Annotated in this window: 21 protein-coding genes; 8 read left to right on the top strand and 13 right to left on the bottom strand. The window is 44.6% G+C overall.

Annotated elements, in window-relative coordinates; translation table 11 throughout:
• Positions 1-3 precede the first annotated feature (3 nt).
• Positions 4-687, bottom strand: a complete 684-nt coding sequence (locus ACLWBD_RS16810) for a hypothetical protein (RefSeq protein WP_413569058.1) — start codon at positions 685-687, stop codon at positions 4-6.
• 99 nt (positions 688-786) lie between these two features.
• Here ACLWBD_RS16810 and ACLWBD_RS16815 point away from each other — a divergent pair, with 99 nt between their 5' ends.
• Together ACLWBD_RS16815 and ACLWBD_RS16820 are read left to right on the top strand one after the other, a co-directional pair.
• Positions 787-2,589 carry a DeoR family transcriptional regulator gene (locus ACLWBD_RS16815; protein WP_413569059.1) on the top strand — a complete coding sequence of 601 codons (1,803 nt, stop codon included), beginning with the start codon at positions 787-789 and terminating at the stop codon, positions 2,587-2,589.
• On the top strand, positions 2,586-3,032 hold the full coding sequence (locus tag ACLWBD_RS16820; protein WP_063205505.1) for a hypothetical protein: 447 nt from the start codon (positions 2,586-2,588) through the stop codon (positions 3,030-3,032). Before ACLWBD_RS16815 ends, ACLWBD_RS16820 begins: the two co-directional genes overlap by 4 nt.
• A gap of 87 nt (positions 3,033-3,119) precedes the next feature.
• Here ACLWBD_RS16820 and clpX read toward each other — a convergent pair whose 3' ends face one another.
• A complete protein-coding gene (gene clpX / locus ACLWBD_RS16825) occupies positions 3,120-4,412 on the bottom strand; it encodes an ATP-dependent Clp protease ATP-binding subunit ClpX (protein WP_063205506.1) in 1,293 nt (430 codons plus the stop codon).
• Between the two features lie 6 nt (positions 4,413-4,418).
• The gene (locus ACLWBD_RS16830; RefSeq protein WP_063205507.1) at positions 4,419-5,024 is read right to left on the bottom strand and encodes an ATP-dependent Clp protease proteolytic subunit; all 606 of its coding nucleotides are present in this window, start codon (positions 5,022-5,024) and stop codon (positions 4,419-4,421) included.
• 152 nt (positions 5,025-5,176) lie between these two features.
• Between ACLWBD_RS16830 and ACLWBD_RS16835 the strand changes: the two genes are divergently transcribed.
• Positions 5,177-6,673, top strand: coding sequence for a leucyl aminopeptidase (locus ACLWBD_RS16835; RefSeq protein ID WP_063205508.1), 1,497 nt, complete (start codon positions 5,177-5,179; stop codon positions 6,671-6,673).
• A 77-nt stretch (positions 6,674-6,750) separates the two neighbouring features.
• Here ACLWBD_RS16835 and ACLWBD_RS16840 read toward each other — a convergent pair whose 3' ends face one another.
• The gene (locus ACLWBD_RS16840) at positions 6,751-7,383 is read right to left on the bottom strand and encodes a hypothetical protein (RefSeq protein WP_063205509.1); all 633 of its coding nucleotides are present in this window, start codon (positions 7,381-7,383) and stop codon (positions 6,751-6,753) included.
• A 247-nt stretch (positions 7,384-7,630) separates the two neighbouring features.
• Here ACLWBD_RS16840 and ACLWBD_RS16845 point away from each other — a divergent pair, with 247 nt between their 5' ends.
• Together ACLWBD_RS16845 and ACLWBD_RS16850 are read left to right on the top strand one after the other, a co-directional pair.
• Complete coding sequence (locus tag ACLWBD_RS16845) at positions 7,631-8,380, top strand: TIGR02147 family protein (RefSeq protein WP_063205510.1); 750 nt, start codon at positions 7,631-7,633, stop codon at positions 8,378-8,380.
• Positions 8,377-9,633 carry a hypothetical protein gene (locus ACLWBD_RS16850; protein WP_063205511.1) on the top strand — a complete coding sequence of 419 codons (1,257 nt, stop codon included), beginning with the start codon at positions 8,377-8,379 and terminating at the stop codon, positions 9,631-9,633. The genes ACLWBD_RS16845 and ACLWBD_RS16850 overlap by 4 nt, the downstream gene beginning before the upstream one ends.
• Before the next feature lie 2 nt (positions 9,634-9,635).
• On the opposite strand, the gene gshA is transcribed toward ACLWBD_RS16850, so the two are convergent.
• Genes gshA through ACLWBD_RS16870 form a run of 4 tightly spaced genes read right to left on the bottom strand, consistent with a single transcriptional unit; the run spans position 9,636 to position 13,982 of the window.
• Positions 9,636-10,895 carry a glutamate--cysteine ligase gene (gene gshA / locus ACLWBD_RS16855; RefSeq protein ID WP_063205512.1) on the bottom strand — a complete coding sequence of 420 codons (1,260 nt, stop codon included), beginning with the start codon at positions 10,893-10,895 and terminating at the stop codon, positions 9,636-9,638.
• A 23-nt stretch (positions 10,896-10,918) separates the two neighbouring features.
• A complete protein-coding gene (locus tag ACLWBD_RS16860; RefSeq protein WP_413569060.1) occupies positions 10,919-12,043 on the bottom strand; it encodes a tetratricopeptide repeat protein in 1,125 nt (374 codons plus the stop codon).
• Positions 12,040-13,119, bottom strand: a complete 1,080-nt coding sequence (locus ACLWBD_RS16865) for an ArsA family ATPase (RefSeq protein ID WP_063205514.1) — start codon at positions 13,117-13,119, stop codon at positions 12,040-12,042. The genes ACLWBD_RS16860 and ACLWBD_RS16865 overlap by 4 nt, the downstream gene beginning before the upstream one ends.
• The gene (locus ACLWBD_RS16870) at positions 13,116-13,982 is read right to left on the bottom strand and encodes an ArsA family ATPase (RefSeq protein ID WP_063205515.1); all 867 of its coding nucleotides are present in this window, start codon (positions 13,980-13,982) and stop codon (positions 13,116-13,118) included. The genes ACLWBD_RS16865 and ACLWBD_RS16870 overlap by 4 nt, the downstream gene beginning before the upstream one ends.
• A gap of 115 nt (positions 13,983-14,097) precedes the next feature.
• Here ACLWBD_RS16870 and tig point away from each other — a divergent pair, with 115 nt between their 5' ends.
• Entirely contained in the window at positions 14,098-15,411 is a 1,314-nt protein-coding gene (gene tig / locus ACLWBD_RS16875; RefSeq protein WP_063205516.1) for a trigger factor, read from the top strand.
• 48 nt (positions 15,412-15,459) lie between these two features.
• On the opposite strand, the gene ACLWBD_RS16880 is transcribed toward tig, so the two are convergent.
• Entirely contained in the window at positions 15,460-16,317 is an 858-nt protein-coding gene (locus ACLWBD_RS16880) for a LysR family transcriptional regulator (protein WP_413569061.1), read from the bottom strand.
• An 89-nt stretch (positions 16,318-16,406) separates the two neighbouring features.
• On the opposite strand from ACLWBD_RS16880, the gene ACLWBD_RS16885 reads away from it, so the two are divergent.
• Entirely contained in the window at positions 16,407-16,703 is a 297-nt protein-coding gene (locus ACLWBD_RS16885; RefSeq protein WP_063205518.1) for a hypothetical protein, read from the top strand.
• A 12-nt stretch (positions 16,704-16,715) separates the two neighbouring features.
• Positions 16,716-17,900 carry a helix-turn-helix domain-containing protein gene (locus tag ACLWBD_RS16890; RefSeq protein ID WP_413569062.1) on the top strand — a complete coding sequence of 395 codons (1,185 nt, stop codon included), beginning with the start codon at positions 16,716-16,718 and terminating at the stop codon, positions 17,898-17,900.
• Here ACLWBD_RS16890 and ACLWBD_RS16895 read toward each other — a convergent pair.
• The 4 genes from ACLWBD_RS16895 to ACLWBD_RS16910 form a co-directional block, all read right to left on the bottom strand.
• Positions 17,897-18,232 carry a KH domain-containing protein gene (locus ACLWBD_RS16895; RefSeq protein ID WP_063205520.1) on the bottom strand — a complete coding sequence of 112 codons (336 nt, stop codon included), beginning with the start codon at positions 18,230-18,232 and terminating at the stop codon, positions 17,897-17,899. The two genes, ACLWBD_RS16890 and ACLWBD_RS16895, sit on opposite strands and share 4 nt — an antisense overlap.
• Before the next feature lie 100 nt (positions 18,233-18,332).
• On the bottom strand, positions 18,333-18,896 hold the full coding sequence (locus ACLWBD_RS16900) for a hypothetical protein (protein WP_063205521.1): 564 nt from the start codon (positions 18,894-18,896) through the stop codon (positions 18,333-18,335).
• 71 nt (positions 18,897-18,967) lie between these two features.
• Entirely contained in the window at positions 18,968-20,347 is a 1,380-nt protein-coding gene (locus ACLWBD_RS16905; protein WP_063205522.1) for a S41 family peptidase, read from the bottom strand.
• Positions 20,348-20,353: 6 nt separating this feature from the next.
• A complete protein-coding gene (locus ACLWBD_RS16910) occupies positions 20,354-21,469 on the bottom strand; it encodes a murein hydrolase activator EnvC family protein (RefSeq protein WP_413569063.1) in 1,116 nt (371 codons plus the stop codon).

Genomic DNA, 21,469 nt, shown 5'->3' on the forward strand with positions numbered 1-21,469 from the left:
TCCTTAAGGTTTTCTTTGTGAAAATTCAGGAGCGCCCGCAGCGATCCAATCTAAAATAAGTTTCTTTTGCTCTGGAGTGAGAGTCGTACGTCGAGGCATTGAGCCGTCGCGTATCGTGGCGTCGACATCCGCGATATTAGAAAGAACATTTTGGTATGTTTCTAAATTTACACCACCGCGATTCGTAGGCGCTGAATGGCAGTTCAAACACTTGGGTTCGATGACAAGCGTTCTGACTGTAAGCCAATCTAAAGAAGGTCCGACGACTTCTTCTGGAGGCACATCCGGTGGAGGAGTGGGAGTCGGCGCTTGCACGGGAGGATTTTCGGTCACAGTTTCTGGCGCGCCAGCTTCAATCCACTTATTGAGAAGCGCTTTTTGGCTCGCGCTAAGGGGTTGCCGATTAAGAGGCATAGAATTATCCGCCACTGTACTTTGAATCGCTGCGATTTCAGCTTTGACGTTGGCGTAAATCTCTAGATTGACACCGCCACGATTGCCTCCCGCAGAAGAGTGGCATTCCAGGCATTTCGGCGCGACGACCTCGGACATGACAAGAGCAAAGTCCACTTGTCCTGCGCCAACGTTGCCATCATCCGCCACCCCCGAATCTTTACTGATCTTATAATGGCAGCCGGAAAAGACAGAAAACATGCTGATAATCAGCAGCAGATATGAAAATTTCATAGGACCCCCGATCCTTCAGGGTCAATCTAGAAGAAATCCTTTGAGTTTGAACTAAGGCCATCTTAAAACTATGATTGGATTTGATGGGATTAGGTATAAATGTCTGAAATTACTAAAAATAAGACATCAAAGCAGCGACTGTCAGAGCTCTTCTTTCTTGGGCACTACACTACTATTTTACAAATCTACAAAGACCACCCCTTAAGCCTCGCGGAAAAAGACATTCCGTTTCTGATCGGTGCACTTTCGTTTCTGGGTAAGACCTTAGAGGCCGAAGAAATTTTTAAAACCCGACAAACCAGCTTTTCAGAAAAAGAACAGGCGGCCTCTTTGTTTTATTTAGGTGTGGGTGTCGCTCGTAAATCGAAATACAAAAAGGCGCGAAGATTCTTCCGTGAGAATCAAAAGCGTTTCGGCAACCACGATCAGGCAGAGATTTCTTTTTACACTTATCAAGGCATTGCGTTTTACTTGTATTTCACGGGCCAATTTTTCCGCAGCGAAAAGTTTGCCACCAAAGCCTTGCGTCTTGCCGTACGCGCACAGAATCCCCACATCAAAGTTCTAGCTCAAGATTTACTGGCGCACACTTTAGTGCAAACCGGTCGCGTTTATTCCGGTTTGGAGCTTTTGAAAGAAGCCCACGATATTGCGCTAAGACTTGGGAATGATGCTTTCGCCTCGGCCACGCAAGTTTCCATTTTACTTTATGAAGCGACATACGGCCATCGTCCCGAGTCTATAGTTCCAGATCTAGAAAAATGCCTCCACAACTTAAAACCTCAAGATAGCTATTCGAAGTCCAATGTCGTATTGGAATTAGCTCGCCAAAAAACCTTGCGAGGCCTCTGGAAAGACGCCGAAACTTTATTGAACTTGCAAGCTCCCGTTATTTTTTCGAGTGAAAACCGTCGCCAAGAAATCGCTTTAAACTTGCGCTGGGCAGAGCTGGCTTATCTTCGCGGTCAAACCGTTTTAGCCTGGCAATATTTGCGAGGAGCCAATCTTCGTTTAGATCAAGAGGCCGATAAAAATTTTGCTATTCAGATTCTAGGCCTGGAACACAAAATTCTGACAGAACAAAATAATCCTTTGGCATTGGAAAAGAAAAAGCAATTGCTTGAACTGAGCCGCTCTTTTTCAAGTAAAATAAATCGCAACATGCTTTCACGCCGACAATGGATTCAGGAAAAAGATTTTTCTGAAGATGACCATATTCACACGCTTCTTTCGCAAATTGGTGATAACTCGGGTATCGAACTGGTTCACAAGTCGGGCTACTATTCGTGGTACTACAAGTGCCTTCCTTTGCAAAAAGGCGTGAACTACTTGGTTTTAGGTCTTTCTAAGAATCGTGCCGTTACGTTCTCTATAGACGGTATTGAAGTCATAAAGCTTGCGGATTTTTCTGCGCGAATACTTGAAGTTTTAAGGCAAGGTCCGCTTGATAAAGCGACGCTCGTCGAAAAAGTCTGGGGCTATGAATATCACCCTTTACGTCACGATAGTTTGGTTTACGCAGCCATGAGCACGCTTCGTCGAAACTTAGGAAGCAAACACACCTGGATTCAAACTTTGGATTCAGGCTACCAACTAGAAAAGAACGTCAACATTCTGCAAGCCCGAGGCTCGATAAATGAGTCTAAAAATTCGGGAAGCATCCTTTTAAAAAGCTCTTCTTTGCGTCCTGTTGATGCAGAATTGAACTACCGCCAGCTTCAGGCTTTGGATTATTTGCAAGAAAACAGGTTCCTAAGCACGCGTCAGTACAAGGATTTATTTAAAACTACAGAAATCACGGCCTGTCGCGACCTTGCCGCTTTAAATAAAAAAGGCCATGTGGTAAGAATCGGGTTCGGTAGAGCCACCCAATACACCTTGGCTCAGGGAGATCGAAAATGAAATCTTTCGTTCTTATAGTTTCCTTCTTTATATCGTCCATTTGTAGTGCGGCTTCACCCAGCGCCGTTTATGAAATCCCAGGCGTTGAAGATCCCGACCTTGCTCACTATGAAATCGAATCGTTGAAGCTGGATATTAATGAGGATGATATTCGCATTGATTACGTTCTGCCTTTAGATTTGACCGGGGCAAAGAATCGCATCCGCGCCGAAGGCGTGATTGGACCTGATAGTAAAGCGAACCTGCGCGGCCCCCACAGTGATTTTGTTTGCGATTTAATCCAAGAAAAGTGCGACGTTCGCTACAACGATTTAACAATTGATGAGTCTTTGGTGCGCGCGCGTTTGGAAGGAAAAAAACTTTCCTCTACGCAAATAGAACAGCGATTGCAGGTCACCCGCCGTTTCTCTGGCGACCCCATCGGAATCATTCACCTGAAATAGGCGTGAAATAAAAAAACCCAAGGTCGAAACCTTGGGTTTTTTGTTTTTAAGACAGACCAGTTGGCAAAGTCCCCTGGCACCTTTTGCCTAAGCGGAACTTTTCTTTTTTGCTTCTTCTTCAGCTTGGATTTCTTCATCGGTTTTGTAAACCAACATTGGCTGTGCGCCGTCGTTGATTACGTTATCGTCGATGACAACTTCCTTCACATTATTTTTAGAAGGAATGTCGTACATAATATCCAACATCGCTGTTTCAAGAACGCCGCGCAGACCGCGGGCCCCTGTTTTACGCTTCAACGCAAGTTGAGCGACAGCGCGAAGAGCTTTATCTGTAAACTTCAGTTCAACGCCTTCGAAGCTGAAAAGTCTTTGATACTGTTTTGTGATCGCATTCTTAGGGCGAACCAAAATGTCCATCAAAGCTTCTTCGTCTAGAGGAGCCAGAACTGCGATCGCTGGAAGACGACCGATGAACTCTGGGATCAAACCGAACTTAGACAAGTCATCGGGTTCTACTTTCGCAAGTAGGTTTGAAGACTTCTCTACTTCTTCAGAAGTACGGATGTCCGCGGCGATACCCATTGTCTTGTTTGAAGTTCTGTTTTCGATGATCTTATCCAGACCCACGAAAGCTCCACCCACGATGAACAAGATATTTGTCGTATCCACTTGGATGAACTCTTGTTGAGGATGCTTACGACCGCCTTTTGGAGGCAAGTTCGCCACAGTACCTTCTAGAATTTTTAGAAGGGCTTGTTGCACACCCTCACCGCTCACGTCACGCGTGATCGATGGGTTTTCAGACTTACGAGAGATCTTATCAATCTCGTCCACGTAGATAACGCCACGTTGAGCTTTTTCTACATCATAGTCTGAAGCTTGAAGTAAGTTTAATACCACGTTTTCAACGTCCTCACCGACGTAACCCGCTTCAGTCAATGTCGTTGCATCCGCCATGGCGAATGGAACGTTTAAGATCTTAGCGATAGTTTGCGCCAACAATGTCTTACCAGAACCTGTCGGCCCGATAAGAAGGATGTTGGATTTTTGCATTTCCACATCTGTCGTTTTTTTACCGTTCGACATTGCGTTGACACGTTTGTAGTGGTTGTGAACCGCTACAGCCAATGTCTTCTTCGCTTGAACTTGCCCGATCACGTAATCATCAAGGTAAGTTTTGATGTCAGAAGGTTTTGGAACTTTGAAAGTTCCTTTGACCGCGGTCTCGCGCTCTTTTTCCTCGTCAATGATGTCATTGCAAAGGTCAATACACTCATCACAAATGTAAACGCCAGGGCCGGCAATTAGCTTTTTAACTTCTTTTTGGCCTTTGCCGCAGAAGCTGCATCTCAATGCGCCGTTCGTGTCTTTCGTGGTCATCTGCTCTTATCCTTTTTTCACTTTACGAGATTCAACGACATGATCAATCAAGCCGAATTCTTTCGCTTGGTAAGGGTCCATAAAGTTATCCCTTTCCATTTGCTCTCTCAAGAATTCATAGCCTTTGCCCGTGTGCGTTTCATAAATACGAGTGAGCTTCTCTTTAGTTTTGATCAGCTCGCGCGCATGAATTTCAATATCAGTCACTTGTCCTGACAACCCGCCTCCAGCAAGAAGAGGTTGATGGATCATGATACGAGTGTTCGGAAGGCTGTAACGCATTCCCTTCGTACCTGCCGTTAGCAATAGCGAGCCCATACTTGCCGCCATGCCCATGCAATATGTCGCCACATCGCACTTTACGAATTGCATAATGTCGTAGATTGCCAAACCCGCTGACACGCTTCCACCCGGAGAGTTGATGTAAAGGTGGATAGGCTTTTCTGGGTTATCAACCTCAAGGAACAGGAATTGCGCAATGATTGCGTTAGCGATTTCGTCCGTCACTTGGGTGCCGAGAATCACGATACGGTCTTTCAATAAACGGGAGTAAATATCGTAAGATCTTTCACCCTTTGATGTCTGCTCTATGACGTATGGAATGAGTGCCACTCTGCTGTCTCCTGTGGTTGTGATTGAGGTGTCATACTGTGCTACCTATCGGAATACTTAGACAAGACTTTATCAAAAAGCCTTTGACCCGTAAAACTGCTGTGCTACATCTAGTTGATCAGCATAAAACCGAATCATTTTAAGGGGTTCATATGGCTTTCAACTTGTTAAATAAAGACATCGAGACTTTGACTTGCCCGGCTTTGGTCGTGTTTTCAAAGGCGTCTTCTCAAAAAGATAAACCACCAAAGGTGACTCATTCTGAGCTTCACAAAAAACTGGCCGCATCTTTAGAAGATAAAGCGATCACAGGCAAACACCAAGAGGTGGTTCTTTTCCGTGAAATGAACTACAAGGGTTTCCGTCACGTGGTTGTTGTTGGTCTAGGAAAAGACAATCAACAAACTCACGAAAATGTTCGCCAATCTATGGCGGCGGCTTTTGAATCCATTAAAGCTTTAGGCGTTAAAGAAGCTGCGATTCACTTCGATGGCGTAGCGACAGGCAAAAAAGACGCGGCTGATTTCGCGAAAGCCACAGCTGAAGGCTTGATGCTGACTTCTTACGTTTTCAACGAATTGATGTCTGGTAAAAAAGAAGAAAAAGAAATCGACGTTCACGTAGTTACGAAAGTGAACGACAAAGCCATGAAAGCGGCTTTTGCTGAAGGTATTATCCTTGGCTCTTGCGTAAACTTCTCTCGTCGCTTGGGTGATATGCCAGGCAACTTGATGACTCCAGCGATCTTAGCTGACACGACAGTGGAAGCAGCTAAAGGCACAGGCGTTAAAGTCACTGTATGGGACAAAGCTCGTATTAAAAAAGAAAGAATGGGCGGTCTTCTTGGCGTTTCTAACGGATCTGCACAAGAGCCTCGCTTCATCATCATGGAATACCGTGGAGCTGCTGCTTCTAAAAAGCCAGTGTGCTTCGTAGGTAAAGGTCTGACATTCGACTGCGGTGGTATCTCTATTAAGCCATCTGCGGGAATGGAAGAAATGAAATTTGATATGTGCGGTGGCGCAAACGTGATCGGAACAATGCTTGCGATCGCTAAGTTGAAACTAAAAATCAACGCAGTTGGTTTGGTTGCTTCTACAGAGAATCTTGTAGGTCCTGCAGCGACAAAACCAGGCGATGTGCACACAGCTCGTAACGGTAAAACTTTCGAAGTGAACAATACAGACGCTGAAGGTCGTTTGATTCTTGCAGATGCTCTTTCTTACGCGACTGAACTTGAGCCGCAAGTTATTATTGATGCTGCCACTTTGACTGGTGCGATGGTTGTTGCTTTGGGTAACACGCACACAGGTTACTTCACTCGCAACGGTGGATTGAAAGGCAAAATTGAAAAAGCTGCTGTTCAATCTGGTGAGTGGGTTTGGAATATGCCTTTGACGGACTTCCACGTGAAAGACATGAAGGGCACTTACGCGGATCTTTCTAATATCTCTGCAGGTAAAGGCGCAGGCTCTGCGACAGCTGCAGCGTTTCTAGAGCAGTTCGTGGGTGAAGGTATTCCTTGGGCTCACTTTGATATCGCCGGCACTGGCTGGGCGGTAGGCAACCGTCTTCCATACTGCCCTAAAAAAGGTGCCTCTGGCGTGATGGTTCGTACTTTCGTTGAAATTGCGAAAGCACATATCTAAGAATTAGTATTTCACAAATAGAAAAACCCCTCTTGAGATTTCAAGAGGGGTTTTTTATTTTTCAAAACTATTTAAAACTACCAGGCAAACACCATTGGATGACCTAGGTATTTTGCCACTTCATCGCTTTCAATCACTAAAGCCTCTGAATCTCTTTCATTCACAAGCTTCACTGATTTCAAAAGCCATGTGCGTGGCCATTCTTCAGGAAGATTGGTAAAACGAACTGTGATCATCGAACCTTCGTTGAATTGAAACTCGCCATCACCGGGGCGCTCTCCAATAATTTTTGCTACTGGCACATTCAGCGGGTTAATCTTAGACATATCAGGCGAAAACTCACAGCGACCTTCAACTTCCATCAAAGGTTTATCACCTGCGACAGAAACGCCTTCGGCTTCAAAGCTGATCGACACTTTTCCGAATTCCTGACACGCTAATCTTTTTTCGCCGCTGTCGTTTAAGAAAACGAAATGGCCTAAACCAATACCAGCACCGTTTTGCGTTTTGCGAAACTCAAGACCGGTCAACAAGCGTTGCTTAACCGCTTCTTGAAGTTTGTCGCCACGAAGATGTGAAAAGTCGAAATTATTTCTGATAGCGGCGGGATCTCTATGGATTTGTGATTCATCTGTATGGAACTGCATGTGCCCGTAACCGAATGCGAAGCAAAGCACGAACAACGCAAAAACACCGTAAAACTTTCTCATAATTTTGCTATCCCTCTTCCCTGTAGGATAACATGCGAACCCTTGAGGTCCTCTGAATTTTTCCTCTCTGGTCTATAGTCCTGCATGTCCGCAACACCATAAAAACAATGAAAAATTTTCTTTCATCCCACTTTGAGAGGATGAAAAAATCTTAAAACACGGTAATTACCAACGCGATAAAGGCTCTCTTTTCCCAGGCTTATTTCACCTTTGACTGACTATAAACTATTGGTATTTAACCTTCCCCATGAACAAGACCTCAGAATTTTTATTGAACGAATACCAACGCCGAAGATCCAGTTCGCCGGAGCTAACCAATGCTCAATTCGCAAGAATCCTGGGCATTCCTTCCAGCCGTTTGAGTGACTATATCAATGGTCGCCGCATCATGACCCAAGCCGTGGGCCGTCAAGTTATCAAGGGCCTAGGCATGGCGGACACTGATTTTGAGCATCTAAAAAATCTGATCGAATTTGATAAGCGCAAAGTTAAAACACTTCTTCCTGAAGGCCAGTTGAAAGAAGATGAATTTGGAGTGATCTGTGATTGGTATCACTTCGCTATTCTTGCATTGGTTCCTGTTAAAACATTCCAACCCAACGCAAACTGGATCGCCGATCGCCTGAACATTCCTTTGGAAGTCGCTAGTGCGGCAATTGATCGCCTGTGCCGACTTGGTCTTCTGATTGTTGAAGATGGAAAATTCACGGTCACCAAGAAACAGCTTGAGACAACACATAACATTCCTTCTGAATCTTTGCGCCGTTCGCATAAACAATCCATCACGCAAGTTTTGGATAACATGGACCGCATTCCTTTGGATTTGCGTGACGTAACGTCCATCACCTTCCCGATGAATCGTAAAAAAATTCCGGAAGCAAAAAGATTGATTCGCAACTTCCGCCGTAAAATGGCGACCTTGATGACTCAAGGACCTAAAACGGATGTTTACAACTTGAATGTGCAACTATTCCCCGTCACGAAGGTGGGCAAATGAAACTTCTAAAACTACTAACACTTTCCTTGCTTATTACTTCGTCTGCGTGGGCTAACAATTGGTATGACCGCGGGAATGCCGGATTTGCGCTATTCTGTAGTGACCGGACTCCACAAGTTCTTGATCTTTACGAAGCTCAACAGCGTGACGGCTACACCATTGTATTTTCCAAACAGTTTGGCGTGATCGAAAAAGTTTATGACTTGATTTCTCGCTTTGAAAAGTTGGATCCAAAGAGAGCAAACATGTACCGCGCGTGGGCGCAAGAGTTCTTTTCTGAATCCACAGCTTTAAGTCCTTCTACAGAAATCGTACAAACTCCGGACCTGGGTTATGTATCTCTTCCGCAGGCTTGTCGCTTAGAGCAAGTGGTGTTCCAAAGAAACCCATCGGTTCTTAATAAGTATCGCTACATCATTAACACCGATCTTTGGAACAAACTCGACACCAATCAACTTGCGGCTTTAGTGCTTCACGAGATTGTCTATCGTGAATTCATGAATTCCCGCACGAATGAAATGACGTCCGAACGAATTCGCATGTTTAACGGACTTGTTCATGCGAATAAATTTGCGAGCCTGACGATCCCGGAATACGTGTCAATCCTGCAAGAGCTTCACTTCACAACTTACAGCTATAATGGTGTTCTGTTGTCTTTGGGTTCTGCCAATACAGTGGGAGCATGGACGACGAACTCGATCCAGTTCCATGCTGACTCGGTTCTAGAAAAAGCGGTCCTTGCGGGCGAACAGGCCTTTGAACTAAATGGTGTTAAATTCGTGTGCTTCCAATCCGACATGGATTTGGGTGAAGCGACTTTCCAAGGCTCTGGAAAATTGAAATCTCTTCGTGTCGCGACGGATTTCGCAGCTCAAACGGAATGCGCTCTTCCATTCATGGAGTACAGCTCCGAGAAGGGACGCTTCACTGTTTCAGGTACTGAATGGACTTTCCATGACAATGGCGCTCCGCTTGTGGTTAAGGGTAGTTTAAGACTGACAGAGCAATTGCAAATCAATTACGCCGGCGTGACATATTCATCCTTCTGGAATCCATTCATGCAAAAATCTGTGGAAAGCTTTTTTGAGTTTGATACAGACTTGAATTTGCGTGCCTTGGGCCTAGGTGGCGCGGCCTGCAGAAATCCTTTGAACAACTCCGTACAATTTAATCCTAAACCGTACGGCACAGATACGATCGTAAGCTTAACAGCTGCGGGTCAATTGGAAATTGAACCGCCCGCTTGTTTCTAATCTTACGTTTTATCGCACATACTTGAGGGCTGATATCCTTTGAAAACGGCATTCAGCTCTTGAGCCTCGTGAGCAATCGCTAACAACCCTAACTTCGCTGTCCAACCATAAACGTTTTCTTGCGGGCATCCCGGCGTATTGATCGCTAAATCCGAAACGCAGAGGCGTTTGTAAACCGCTCCTGGGCTATTTAAGCTGTCTGTAGAGCTTTTTTCTGCATGCGTTCTTAAGAAGCCTCCGGCAAGCTCGCTACCGATCATATAGATCACAGGCTCCGCACTGGCGCCGTCGGCTTGAACCACAGAAGGAATGCCTTCTTGGATGATCACTTCTTCAACGTCGCGCCCACCTTTTGCGGCTTTCATTTTCTTGCGAGATTTGTAAGACCACTCTTTAACTTCCGCACCCGAACCCACACGAATCACCGCTAAGCCATAAGTACCAGCATTGTTTTTTACGAACACAAAAGGTTCTTGAGTGATTCCACGCTTTTGGTATTCCGCTTTTAAGTGTGCAAGCATCGCGTCCACTCTGGCGGCAAGCTCTTCACGGCTTTTTTCATCACCGATATCAAAGTGCTCGAAAAGTTCAGTTTCCACACGAAGTAAGAACGGATCAATCTTAGTGATTGCTGCGAATTCATTTACAAGTTCGTTGTAATACTTAAAGTAAGTGCTTTTCTTACGCTGATACCACCCTAGCTCTCGCGGTGGATTCATTGGGAAGTCCGTGACGGTTTTTGCCCATTCTTCATAAGCTTCAGAAAAGTCGTTGTTGCTGATGATAAGATCGGGCTTGAAAGTTTTTAATAGCTCCCCGTCCTTCAAAGCAGAGTGCACGATCACTTCGTTGCCTGCGGAACTTGTCAGCTTCAACGGCTCCGGCAATTCGCGAGGAATTGCAACCTTCACGGTGCGACCACCCGCCTCGATGAGATTACGGATTGTGTGTACGTTTTCCCAATAGAAAGCGTTATTCGTGTGCTCTTCTGTCACAAGCATGATGCTTTTCACATCGGCACCATAGTGCTTCACAATGTACTTATTCATCAACGCAATCGAAGTCTCTTTGTCCGTTGGGCAGATGTTGTTAAACCCCGCTGGAAAGATATTCGCATCAACGTTAGACACTTTGTATCCAGAATCGCGGATGTCGTAACTTGAATAAATAGGATATGAAAGATTCGCCGTCTTTGAAGAAAACCAAGCGCAAATTTCATTCATGTTGGCGAGAGTTTGTTTATGTAGCGTGAGTTTCGCCATGGAATTTCTCCTTCGATCTTTTCCTACAGATTAGGATCTTCTTCAGGAACAACTTTGGGAGGAAGAGGTATAGGCGACTTCTGTTCCTCTGGCAAGAGAGAGTCGGGTTTGACTCGCCCTGCTCGTTTGATGCTGTTCAATCGTTGTGATTCTTCAGTGAGCGACATCGTTTCGCCACTGCCGTATAAAACATTATCTAATTTCTTTCTAACTTCAGCTAGATAGCCGAAAAAGTTTTTCTCGTACGTCGTTTCTTTCTGGCCAAGAATAGGCTTATAAAGCTCCGCTTGATCCATCAAGTCTAAAAGATCCCCACCCAAGCGACTTTGTACGTCACGATTTTTTGAGGACTCTACTAATGTAAATAAATCGCGATACACGTTTTGAAGCTCTTCTTGCGCACGCAGCGACCAAATTTCATCGTTTTGCTTCATAGCCTTAAATAAATACACCTGAATCCATCTTTGACCTTGTGCGAACTCCGAAAAGTTTTCTTCAGAAATCTGGTTTGTCGAGACAAGGCCCATCTGGAAATAAGTTTTCGCCAACCATCCTGGTTGAAGTTGCGGACGCTGTTCTTGAAGTACCTTCGCAATTCCCTTATCGGCCTGTCCAAGATAATCCACGGTCTCTTGTTCACGTCCCTGACGACCATAGATCGCTGCCAAGCGCGCGGGAATTTCAGCTTCGGCCACTTCCAAAGGTAAATGCTCGCTGAGCTTTCTTGCATCCAGCAGCGCCGCGATTGTTTTTTCATCATCGCCCAAGGCTTCGTAGGTGAAAGACATTTTGTACAAAGCTAAAGCAGCTATTTGTGGCTGACTTTGAATTGTGCGCAAGTAAACGTCGCGGTAAAGAGAAGCCGCTTGTTGATATTCTTCCATGCCGTCCAATGCTTCTGCTTCACCCAAGCGTGCCGCTTGATAAAAAGAAGATTGTTGGTGACGACCATAGAAGTCCTTAAAAAGAATCTGCGCCTCTTTGAATCTTCCTTTTTCAAGAACTCTTTCCGCATTTTTAAGTTCGGCTTCTTCAGCCGCTCTTTTGGCAAGGATGACGGCTTGTTCGTCTTCGGTGGCAGAGCGTTTACCTAAAATAGTTGCACACCCCGCAAGCATGAACGGTAAAAGGATCAAATATTTTTTCATGCTCTCTTTTCCCCTTCGACGATCAACGCACTTAATTCTTCAAGTCCTTTCAAGTCAGAAATATCTTTTACCAAATCAGGAATACGAAAGACCCGCGCGTCTTTCTTTATGCTGGATTCAAACTTTGAATAAAGGACTTCCTTCTGATTGTAGTAGCTTCGCATTTGTGAGTACAAGCGAAGGAGTTCCTCATGCCCGTTTTGATCTTTCTGTGCCGAACGGAGGTCTAGCCAATAAGGAAAAACACGGTTCAAAACCACCGTCGTCAGATGATAGCCGCCTTTTTTGATCTCTTTAGAGAAGTACTCCGCTTCTTTTAGTTTCGCTTGGTCAAACGCCGTCACCAGACAAAAATGAGTTGTCGGCGAAACGAGCATACGATGCACATCGACCGTTCTTTTTAAAAGCTGACTTTGCCATTGTTCGATATTGAGGAAGAAATCTCCAAGTTCACGAATAAAGTTAGAACCCGTCAGTGTTTCAAGAATTTTTAGAACTTGGCGTGTTCCTGTCTGTAAAAGCTGTCCAAAGAAGCCGGACTTTTTTCCCTCAGGATCACGGAACCATTTCGCGACACCTTCGTTGAACAAAGCGGACAACTTTTGCGGCGCTTGCAGGAAATCAATCGCATGTTTCGTCGGTGGCGTATCCAAAATAATCAAATCAAATTGTTTTGATTCATAGACGGAATAAAGTTTTTCAAGGGCCGTGAATTCTTGAGAGCCGCTGAGGTTTGTTGAAAGCTGTTGGTAAAGACGATTCTGATAAATTTTCTGAACGGCTTCACTTTTCTTAGCTGCTCTGGCCACAAAATCATCAAATGTCTTTTTATGATCTATGACCGAGGCGTAAATTTCGCCTTTGAAATTTTGGTTGGGAACTTTGGTGATGTCTTTGGTTCCTTCGATACCCAAAGTTTGCGCCAGGCGCTTAGCCGGATCAATGGTGAGAACCAAGACTTTCTTTCCTTCTTTTGCCGCAATCACGGCCAATGAAGCCGCAACGGTAGTTTTCCCCACTCCCCCGCTGCCAACACAAATGAGCACTTGGGTGTTTTTAAATATCTCTAGACTCATAAGGTGTCCCCCACTTTTTCTACGAGGGTCCACGGATCGGTTTCAAAAAAAAGTGGTACTGCTTTCATCGCAGCGGCTTTGGCTTGTGCTTTGTTCCACATTTCTTTTTGATGGGTGATCTGATGCTCAAGGTATTCGGCAAATTTTCCTAAATCGGAATTTTCGTTCTGGGTGTTTTTGAGCTCTGCTTCGGAAATAGAGGTTTGCACCATCTTATTCACAATCAGGCTTGCTTCAATTGAAAACTCTGCCTTCAGTCTTTGCAAAAGTTCCGTTGCTTCTTTGACCGGAAGCTCTTCAGGCAAAGTGACAATATGGTATTTAGAAAGATCTGAGTTTCGAAGACATGCATCGATACTACGACTTTGCTCTCCCATCGGACCAAACTGCACGGCTTGCGCCATGCCTTTCGGCGCCTCCAAAAGCGCAATAAAGTGACCCGTTGCAAATGCATCAACGACAAGAACATCAAACGGCAACGGAGGTCCGTGCTGTCGAGGCCCACTGGTTACTTTACCTAGGATCGCAAGTTCGGGAAGACCCGGGGCCACGTTGATGAACGCGCGCATAACGGCGTTTTCAAAAAAGAGTTTTGCCAGACTTTCCACCTTGATCAGATGGCGTGCGTATTCCTGCAAACAGGCTTCCCCGGTCCACAAGGCGACGGATAGATTCTTTTTGATTTCAGTAGGCTTAAAGCCAATGTCCGGAAGATCAAAAAAGTCTTTATAGAAACTTTGATCCCCTAGTTCGACTAAAAGGACCTTTTTTCCCTCTCGACTTTTCTTGAGTGCCAGGGCCGCCGCGACAACCGACTTTCCCACGCCCCCTTTTCCGGTCACAAAGTGAATCTCTTGCTTCATACGTTCTAAGAGTGTCGCTGACCTCCGAAATATAGGCATTACGCGGTGCGATAGCGTTGCCTTCAGTCAGGGACTCTTCTAATATCCATCGGTTTTTATATTAGGAGAAAAAGACATGAAATCGAATGTAGAAAAAGTCTCTAATCTTTCCCGCAAATTGAGCATCGAAGTTCCTGCGGCTGCCGTGGCATCAGCTTTCAATAAAATCTACTCTGGCATCCAAAGAGACGTAACAATCAAAGGGTTCCGCAAAGGTAAAGCGCCTTTGGCAACAATCAAAAGCATTTACGGTGACCGCGTAAAACAAGACGTTGTCCAAGAACTTGTTCAAAAACACTACGCGATGGCATTGAGCGAACACAAACTTGAGCCCATCAGCTATCCAGAATTTGAATTCGCTGATCCAACAGAGAACAAAGACTTCTCTTTCTCTGCAAACTTTGACGTGCGCCCTGAAATCACTTTGAAAAAGTACGAAGGTTTGGAAGTAGAAAAAGAAAAGTTCGAACTTGATAATGCAAAAGTAGATCAAGTTTTGGAAAACATCCGTTCTTCACGTGCTACTTTCGAGACAGTGACTGAAGGTCGCGCTGTTAAAATGGGTGATATCGCAGTTATCGATTTCGAAGGCTTCATGGGTGGCGCGCCACTTGAAAACGGTTCTGGCAAAAACCACCACCTTGAATTGGGCGCAAAACAATTCATCGAAGGTTTTGAAGAAGGCATCGTAGGAATGAAAGCGGGAGAGACTAAAACTCTTTCTTTGAAATTCCCAGATCCATACCACTCTGCAGACCTTGCAGGTAAACCGGTAGAATTCAAAGTTACTTTGAACGAAATCAAAGCAAAAGTATTGCCTGAGTTGAACGACGAGTTCATCAAAACTTTGGGCGGTCCAAGCGATCTAGAAGCTTTGAAAAAGACGATCAAAGAAGATCTTGAACAAACTGAACAAAAACGTATCGACGACGCTTTCAAAAACCGTCTGTTGAAAGTTTTGGTTAAAGAAAACCCAGTTGAAGTTCCTCCATCTTTGTTGAAAGAACAAAAAGCTTCTTTGGTTGAAGACTTCAAAAAACGCATGACTGAACAAGGCATGGGTCCGAATGATTTCGCTTCTTACGTTGATAAATGGGACAGTGATTTCGAAAAAACTGCGGCGGAAATGATTCAATCTTCTTTCCTAGTTGATACTATTGCGAAGAAACACGATTTGTTCGCGAAAAAAGAAGATCTTGATGCTAAATTTCAAGAGTATGCTCAACAAACGAACATCGAAGAAGCACGAATCCGTGAATTCTATGGTCGTCCAGAGCAAGCAAGCCGTTTGACTTACATGATCACAGAAGAAAAAGTGATCGATTTCTTGAAAAAATCAGTAAAGGTTAAAGAAGTACCGGCTGGTTCTTTGAAAGAAGAAGGCAACTAAGCTGACCCTCAAATCTGAGATAAAAAAGGCTCCCCCTGGGAGCCTTTTTTATTTTTCGGGCAAGACTTCCAAAAATGCTTCAGCCTGGCGGGATAGCTGATGCGCTCCTTTATGAACGACGTACATTTTGTAACGAATCTTTTTGCCTAACTCCTCAAGCTGCGGGATCACTTTGACCTTAGAATGATAATCCAAAATGAACTCGGGGATAAAGCCTACGCCTAAACCCATTTGTGCCATTGAAACAATCGCTTCCCAGCTTTCGACCTCTACGCCAATGGCAGGCTCGCTGTGGAACCTCTTTTTGTAAACCTGGCGTAACTCTTCAACACCGGGGCTTTCGCGCGTGACCAGGAACTCTGGCTTTTTAAAAGACGCTTTGATTTCTGCACTGGTAATGCAGGCAAAACTTCCTTCCTTCAGGAGCTTTCTTTCTAGTCCCGCAAAGTGACCATCATCAATGACGATACCCAGTTCCGCGCGACCGCTTTTTACTTCACCTACGATAAATGCGACGTCCCCGATCGTCACGTGCAGTTGAATCTTCGGGTAACGTGTTTTTAAATCCTTCAATAGGGAGGGCAGAAGAAATTGCGCCACCGTGGAAGAAGTGGCAAGCGTGACTCTTCCCGCGACTTCACTATTGAGGCTTTGAATCTGATCTTTAAGAAAATCGATTTGCTTAAAAATGCTTTCTGAATTTTCTACAAGGTATTCGCCTTCTTTTGTGAGTTTGAAAGAATTGCGGCTGTGGATGAGAAGATCGCACCCCAAGGACTCTTCAAGCTTGCGAATTGCCTGGCTAATTGCGGACTGGCTGACATTATGAGCTTTCGCTGAAGCGCCCAAGCCGCCAGCTTTTGCCGCTGATATAAAGTATTTTAAATGGTTTAAATTCAATTCCATAGATTAAGTATTACTTAATATTATATTGAATTTAATGAATTTTACTTATTAGTCTAGTCGCGTTAGCTTCCGCGCCAACAGGAGATCTTATGAAATCTTTGATGGCTGTAATCACTCTTTTTTCAGTAAATGCTTTTGCTTCTTATCCCCAATGTTCAATCAATGGCACGATCGTAGACCTTCTTCCAGAAGTTCATCCGCGTGCCGACATCGCCAGCTATGTGTTTGAAGGCGCGGTTTCTGGTGGCCACGTTCGTATTGCTGAAGTTGATGGAAATTATTTTCTATCTATTAGAAAAGACGGACAGTCCGTATTGGTTCAAGGCGAAAATATTAACAACTCATTTGTAATTGCTAATACCGAATTCGCTATTCAGTGCCCATAATCAGGTGATCCCGTGGCTACCGAATCCTTTTCGCTCTGTCATGATACTCTCAACAGTCTCTTTCGAGAAAAAGGTCTGTCGCAAACAGCGGTAGCCGAAAAACTGCATATCTCCACAAAGACGGTTCAGCGCTGGTCAAACCGCACTGCTCGAAGAATTCGCTCTGAGCTGCTGACCAATCTTGCCGCGCTCCTCGAAGTTCCTGCTGAACAGCTTATTAAAAATAGCGAAAGCTTTAAGATGCGCCCTCACAACCCTTTGCTTGAGGAGCTTTTACAAGATTCGTATTTGCAATTCGTTCGGGTTACCGACAGCTGGAGCAGCTACTTAAGAATGTTACGTTCATTTCAAAGTGAAGAACTTCCCAGCTCGCAAGCTTTAGGTCTTTTTTTGCAGATGGGTGCCGCAACTCTTCATGTCGGACAAATGCGGGCTAGCCGCTTCTATTTACAAAAAGCCCACGACCTTGCGGTGACTTTGAATGACCCACGGGCTCTGACAAAATGCTATATTTTGTCTGCCTTCCGAGAAGAACAGGCGGGCAGCTTAAGTGTCGCACTTTTACATCTCGAAAAAGCTCAAGGTTTTTTAAAATCCACGAATTCATTGTCTTTAGAAGCCGACTTTCATTTTTGTTATGGCCGAATCCATGCCCATCTTCGCAACTTTCACATGGCTAAAACGGCTTTTCGTAAATGCCTCGTGATCGCCGTAAAAAATAAATTCACCGCTCGCGCAGCCGTGACGTATTTAGAGCTGGCTCATTTACAGTTTAAATTTGGCTTTTATAAACAATCCTATCTGTCATTTCAGCGTACATCGAAATATGCACAGAAGAGCGGATGGGCGCACGGTATTTCAGTTGCAAAAGTCGGTTTGAATCTTGTTCAAAGTATTAAAACGAAGTCCCACTTTCCTCAGGTCACAAAAAATTTGATGTTCGCCAATACGAAAGTTGACGTACGACTTGAAGACCTTTTGTTTCAAGGTGCCGTATTAAATGGTGACATGGAAAGTGCTAATAAGATGGCATTAGCACGTATTAAAAAATCCCGCACAACACCTTTGCATTTTGCTTACGCGATCTTAGATGCCCAAGTTCTTGCAGAAAAGAATCCATCGAATTATTCTTTCAGGGAAAGTCTGCTGTCTAAAGCCCGGGATACACTGAAAAGAAATGGGATCCCCGCTAATTAATCTTGAGGATAAAACGGTATATCGACAATGGCTCTCAGACCGTACTTGGAAGTGATCGCCGTGACGATGTTGCGAATGCTCGTAATAGTTTTTCCGTTTTTACCGATGAGTCGGGCCATATTCTGCTGACAGCAGTCCACTTTGAAAGTGGTGGTTCTATCACCGGGAATCACTGTCACTGTCATTTCTTCGGGAACATCGGCATTGAGTTTTAGTAAACCCTCTATAAGATCGCGGCATTGATTGATCACGCCTTCTTTCGAGGGGTTTTCGAGCCTCCAGGGATCGCGGCTTTGACGTTTGATAACAAGTGGTTTTTCTGATGAAGACATAGTTAAGCTCCTGATCCCATTCAAAAGTGAAATCTAGGGAGCAACAATCTTCAGTTCAAGAGACTGGCCTAAATAGTAATGCAGTCCTGTATGTCCGTTATTACTGACAGTTATTATATTCTTCGAAATATCTCTGGCAGATTGAGTATTGTGAATTGCAATCGTTAATATCCGAGGATGTGTACTGAGCTGTAGGACATTGGCGAGGAGCACCTCGTTTTACGTTCGCAACAAAAGTTCCTTCTGCCATTGGTTCGATGTTACGGCTGTAGATTCGGTAGCGAATCGTGTTCACTCCCGCTTCCAACAAAGGCTTTTGAAAGATCGTTGAAATCCAAAGATTGAAAGCCTCTTTGCTTTTGCCGCGGTATCCGTCGTACTCTGCAGTCTTTGAACGAGACGAGCCGTCAGCATGAGTCGCCACCAACTCAACACGGTCCGTGCGAGAATCTTGAGGACCTACGAAATGATCATAAGCCGCTGGGTTTAAAGCCATGTCACGGCAAGTATAGATAGCAGAGCCGCTTCCGTTAAAACCACTGCAGATAACTTTGACTGTGCCAGAGATGGCCGTCGCCGATAATTCATTTCCGTGAGAAAAACCCACGAATTCGGCCGACGCCATGGATGAGAATAATAGAATTGAAGCAATCACCTTCAACATGAAAGGCCCCCTCTGCCTGCCACATCTTGTAGTGGGCGTAGAGTAGGGCCTCTAATTTTCAGAAGCAATAACTAGCGCGTCAAGGCCTTCAGAGTACCCCATGCCTTAAGATAGCTAAATGCCTGATATGCCTGATAATCTCGCTTAAATAATGCTTCGCGCGGAGAAAGCTTTTCTTCCTTCTTAGAACCCACATCTTTCCACCAAGCAAGGGCGCCTTCTTCAGTTCCTTGTTTTGTGTCAAGTTTCTCTGCGGCTTTTTCGCGGTCGCCTTTTAAGTGCCCAGCGATGTCACCTTCGCGAGTTGTTTGCGATTTTACGACGGCTTTAGAGAATGCTTCTGGATCCACATCATCGATCTCGATATCAGGATGGATTCCTTCTGCTTGGATCGAAACGCCACTTGGAGTGTAGTAACGAGCCACCGTTAATTTCAAACCACTGCCATCACCTAATTTAATAACGGACTGAACAGAGCCCTTTCCGAAAGTTCTTTGACCAACAATCAAGGCACGTTTGTTATCTTGAAGCGCGCCGGAAACGATTTCACTAGCACTTGCCGTGTACTCATTGACTAAAATCACAACGGGGAAGTTCGTGTACTGACCACGACGAGTCGCCACCGCAACTTCTTTGTCATTTTTGTTGCGACCAATGGTGCTTACGATAGTTCCTTCTTTTAAGAACATATCGCTGACTTTCACCGCTTGATCCAACAATCCACCCGGATTTCTACGTAAATCAATCAGAAGTCCCGCGGTATTACCGTTATTTTCTTTCATGTGTTTTTCAATCGCTTTTTGTAAATCCTTCGCCGTATTTTCTATAAAGCTTGTGATTTTCACGTAAGCAAATCCATCGCCCAAGTCCGTGTATTTCACAGATTTGATTTTTACACTTCCACGAGTCACCGTGATATCGCGAGGTTTTTCTTCACCTTCACGCACGACACGAAGAATGACTTTGCTACCACGTTTTCCACGCATCAATTGCGAGGCTTCAACTAAGCTGACACCTTTCGTGCTATGTCCATCGACTGCAATCACTTTATCTCCGGCTTTGATTCCGGCTTCCCACGCAGGCGCATCTTCAATTGGAGAGATGATAGTTAAGACACCATTTTGAATGGAAATTTCAATTCCCAGTCCGCCAAACTCGCCGCTTGTCTCAGTTTCAAAATCTTTAAAGATGTCAGGAGACATGAAGTTCGTGTGAGGATCAAGTTCACGCAACATCCCTTTAATAGCCCCATAGACTAATTTTTTAGTGTCTACCGGCTCTACGTAATATTGCTGAATAAGATTTAAAACTTTCGAAAAGTTTTGCAAATCCGCATAACGCTCTTGAGCGAATGCGCGAACCTGAAAACCCGTTTCAGCCATAATAAAAATTGTTAATAAAAGAACGAATCCGAGGATGTAGGTTTTCCAGTAACGTTTAATCGATTGCATAGTGTTTTAGAGTCCTTTCATCCACTGCTGCGGGTCGTAGGGTTCGGAAAAATGTCTAATTTCAAAATATAAACCAGGGTTGCTTTCGCGAGTCGGCTCACCCACCTGGGCAATGACCTGCGACTGGGTGATCTCATCACCGACGCCAACTTTTACTTCTTCAGCGTGAGAATAAACGGTGTAGTAGTGATCGCCGTGATCCACAATCAATGTCGTGCCAAATCCGGGCAGTTCACCGACATAAGAAATACGACCTTCAAAAACAGATTTGATCGGACTTCCTTTAGCTGCGGAAATGAAAATTCCCTTATGAGAAATAGTATAGGGGTGATCCTCCCCTTTCATAAGTCCAAATTTCCGAGTAACTACACCTGGAAGTGGCTGAGGCAAGGCGCCCTTTTGATCTGCGAAAGAGGGTTTAAACAAAAGGTCAAAAAGTCCGGCGTCTTCAATATTGTACTGCAAAGATTTTTCACGAAGACCGTTAATCTTGTTGATCGCGAATAGTTTGCTTTTGCGAATGCCATCAAGAAGTTTGCCTTTAAGCTCTTGTTCTTTGCGAAATTGCTTTTCTTGCGCGACGATTTTGTTTTCAACAGACTTAAGGCTTTCCAAACGTTGCGCTAGCATTTTCTTTTTATTTTGCAGTTCTTTAAGATCGCGTCCGTAGTTCTTTATAAGATCTAGATCGCGGGCCGCTACAATCCCTAAGATCTTAAGATTTCTTTCCAAAGATGCTGAACTATTTGATGAAAACAGAAAACGTGCGACCGAAGGGCCGCCTAGTTTATAGATCGCTCTTAATCTTTCGGCGAGGAGTGCTTTCTGCGATTTTGAGCGTTGATCCAACTCATCGACTTTTTGAGAGAGGTTTTTAATATTGACCTCTAAGAAAGCGCGCTGTTGAGACAGATCCCCTTTTTCGATAACAATCTTTTTGATTTTCTTATTGAGCTGATAAAGCGCGGAAAGGACTTGGCGCTGCTTAAGTTCTGCGTCCTCAAGTTTCTTTTTCTGAGTTTCAAAGTCTTTAGCAATAGAATCCGCCTCCGTCGACGCCACCGCCGTGGTTGCCATCGCCGCCGAAAGGATTATTGCTAAGAGCAGTTGAAAGAGCTTCAA

It is taken from the genome of Bdellovibrio sp. HCB117 (assembly GCF_047305915.1).
GTDB lineage: Bacteria > Bdellovibrionota > Bdellovibrionia > Bdellovibrionales > Bdellovibrionaceae > Bdellovibrio > Bdellovibrio bacteriovorus_B.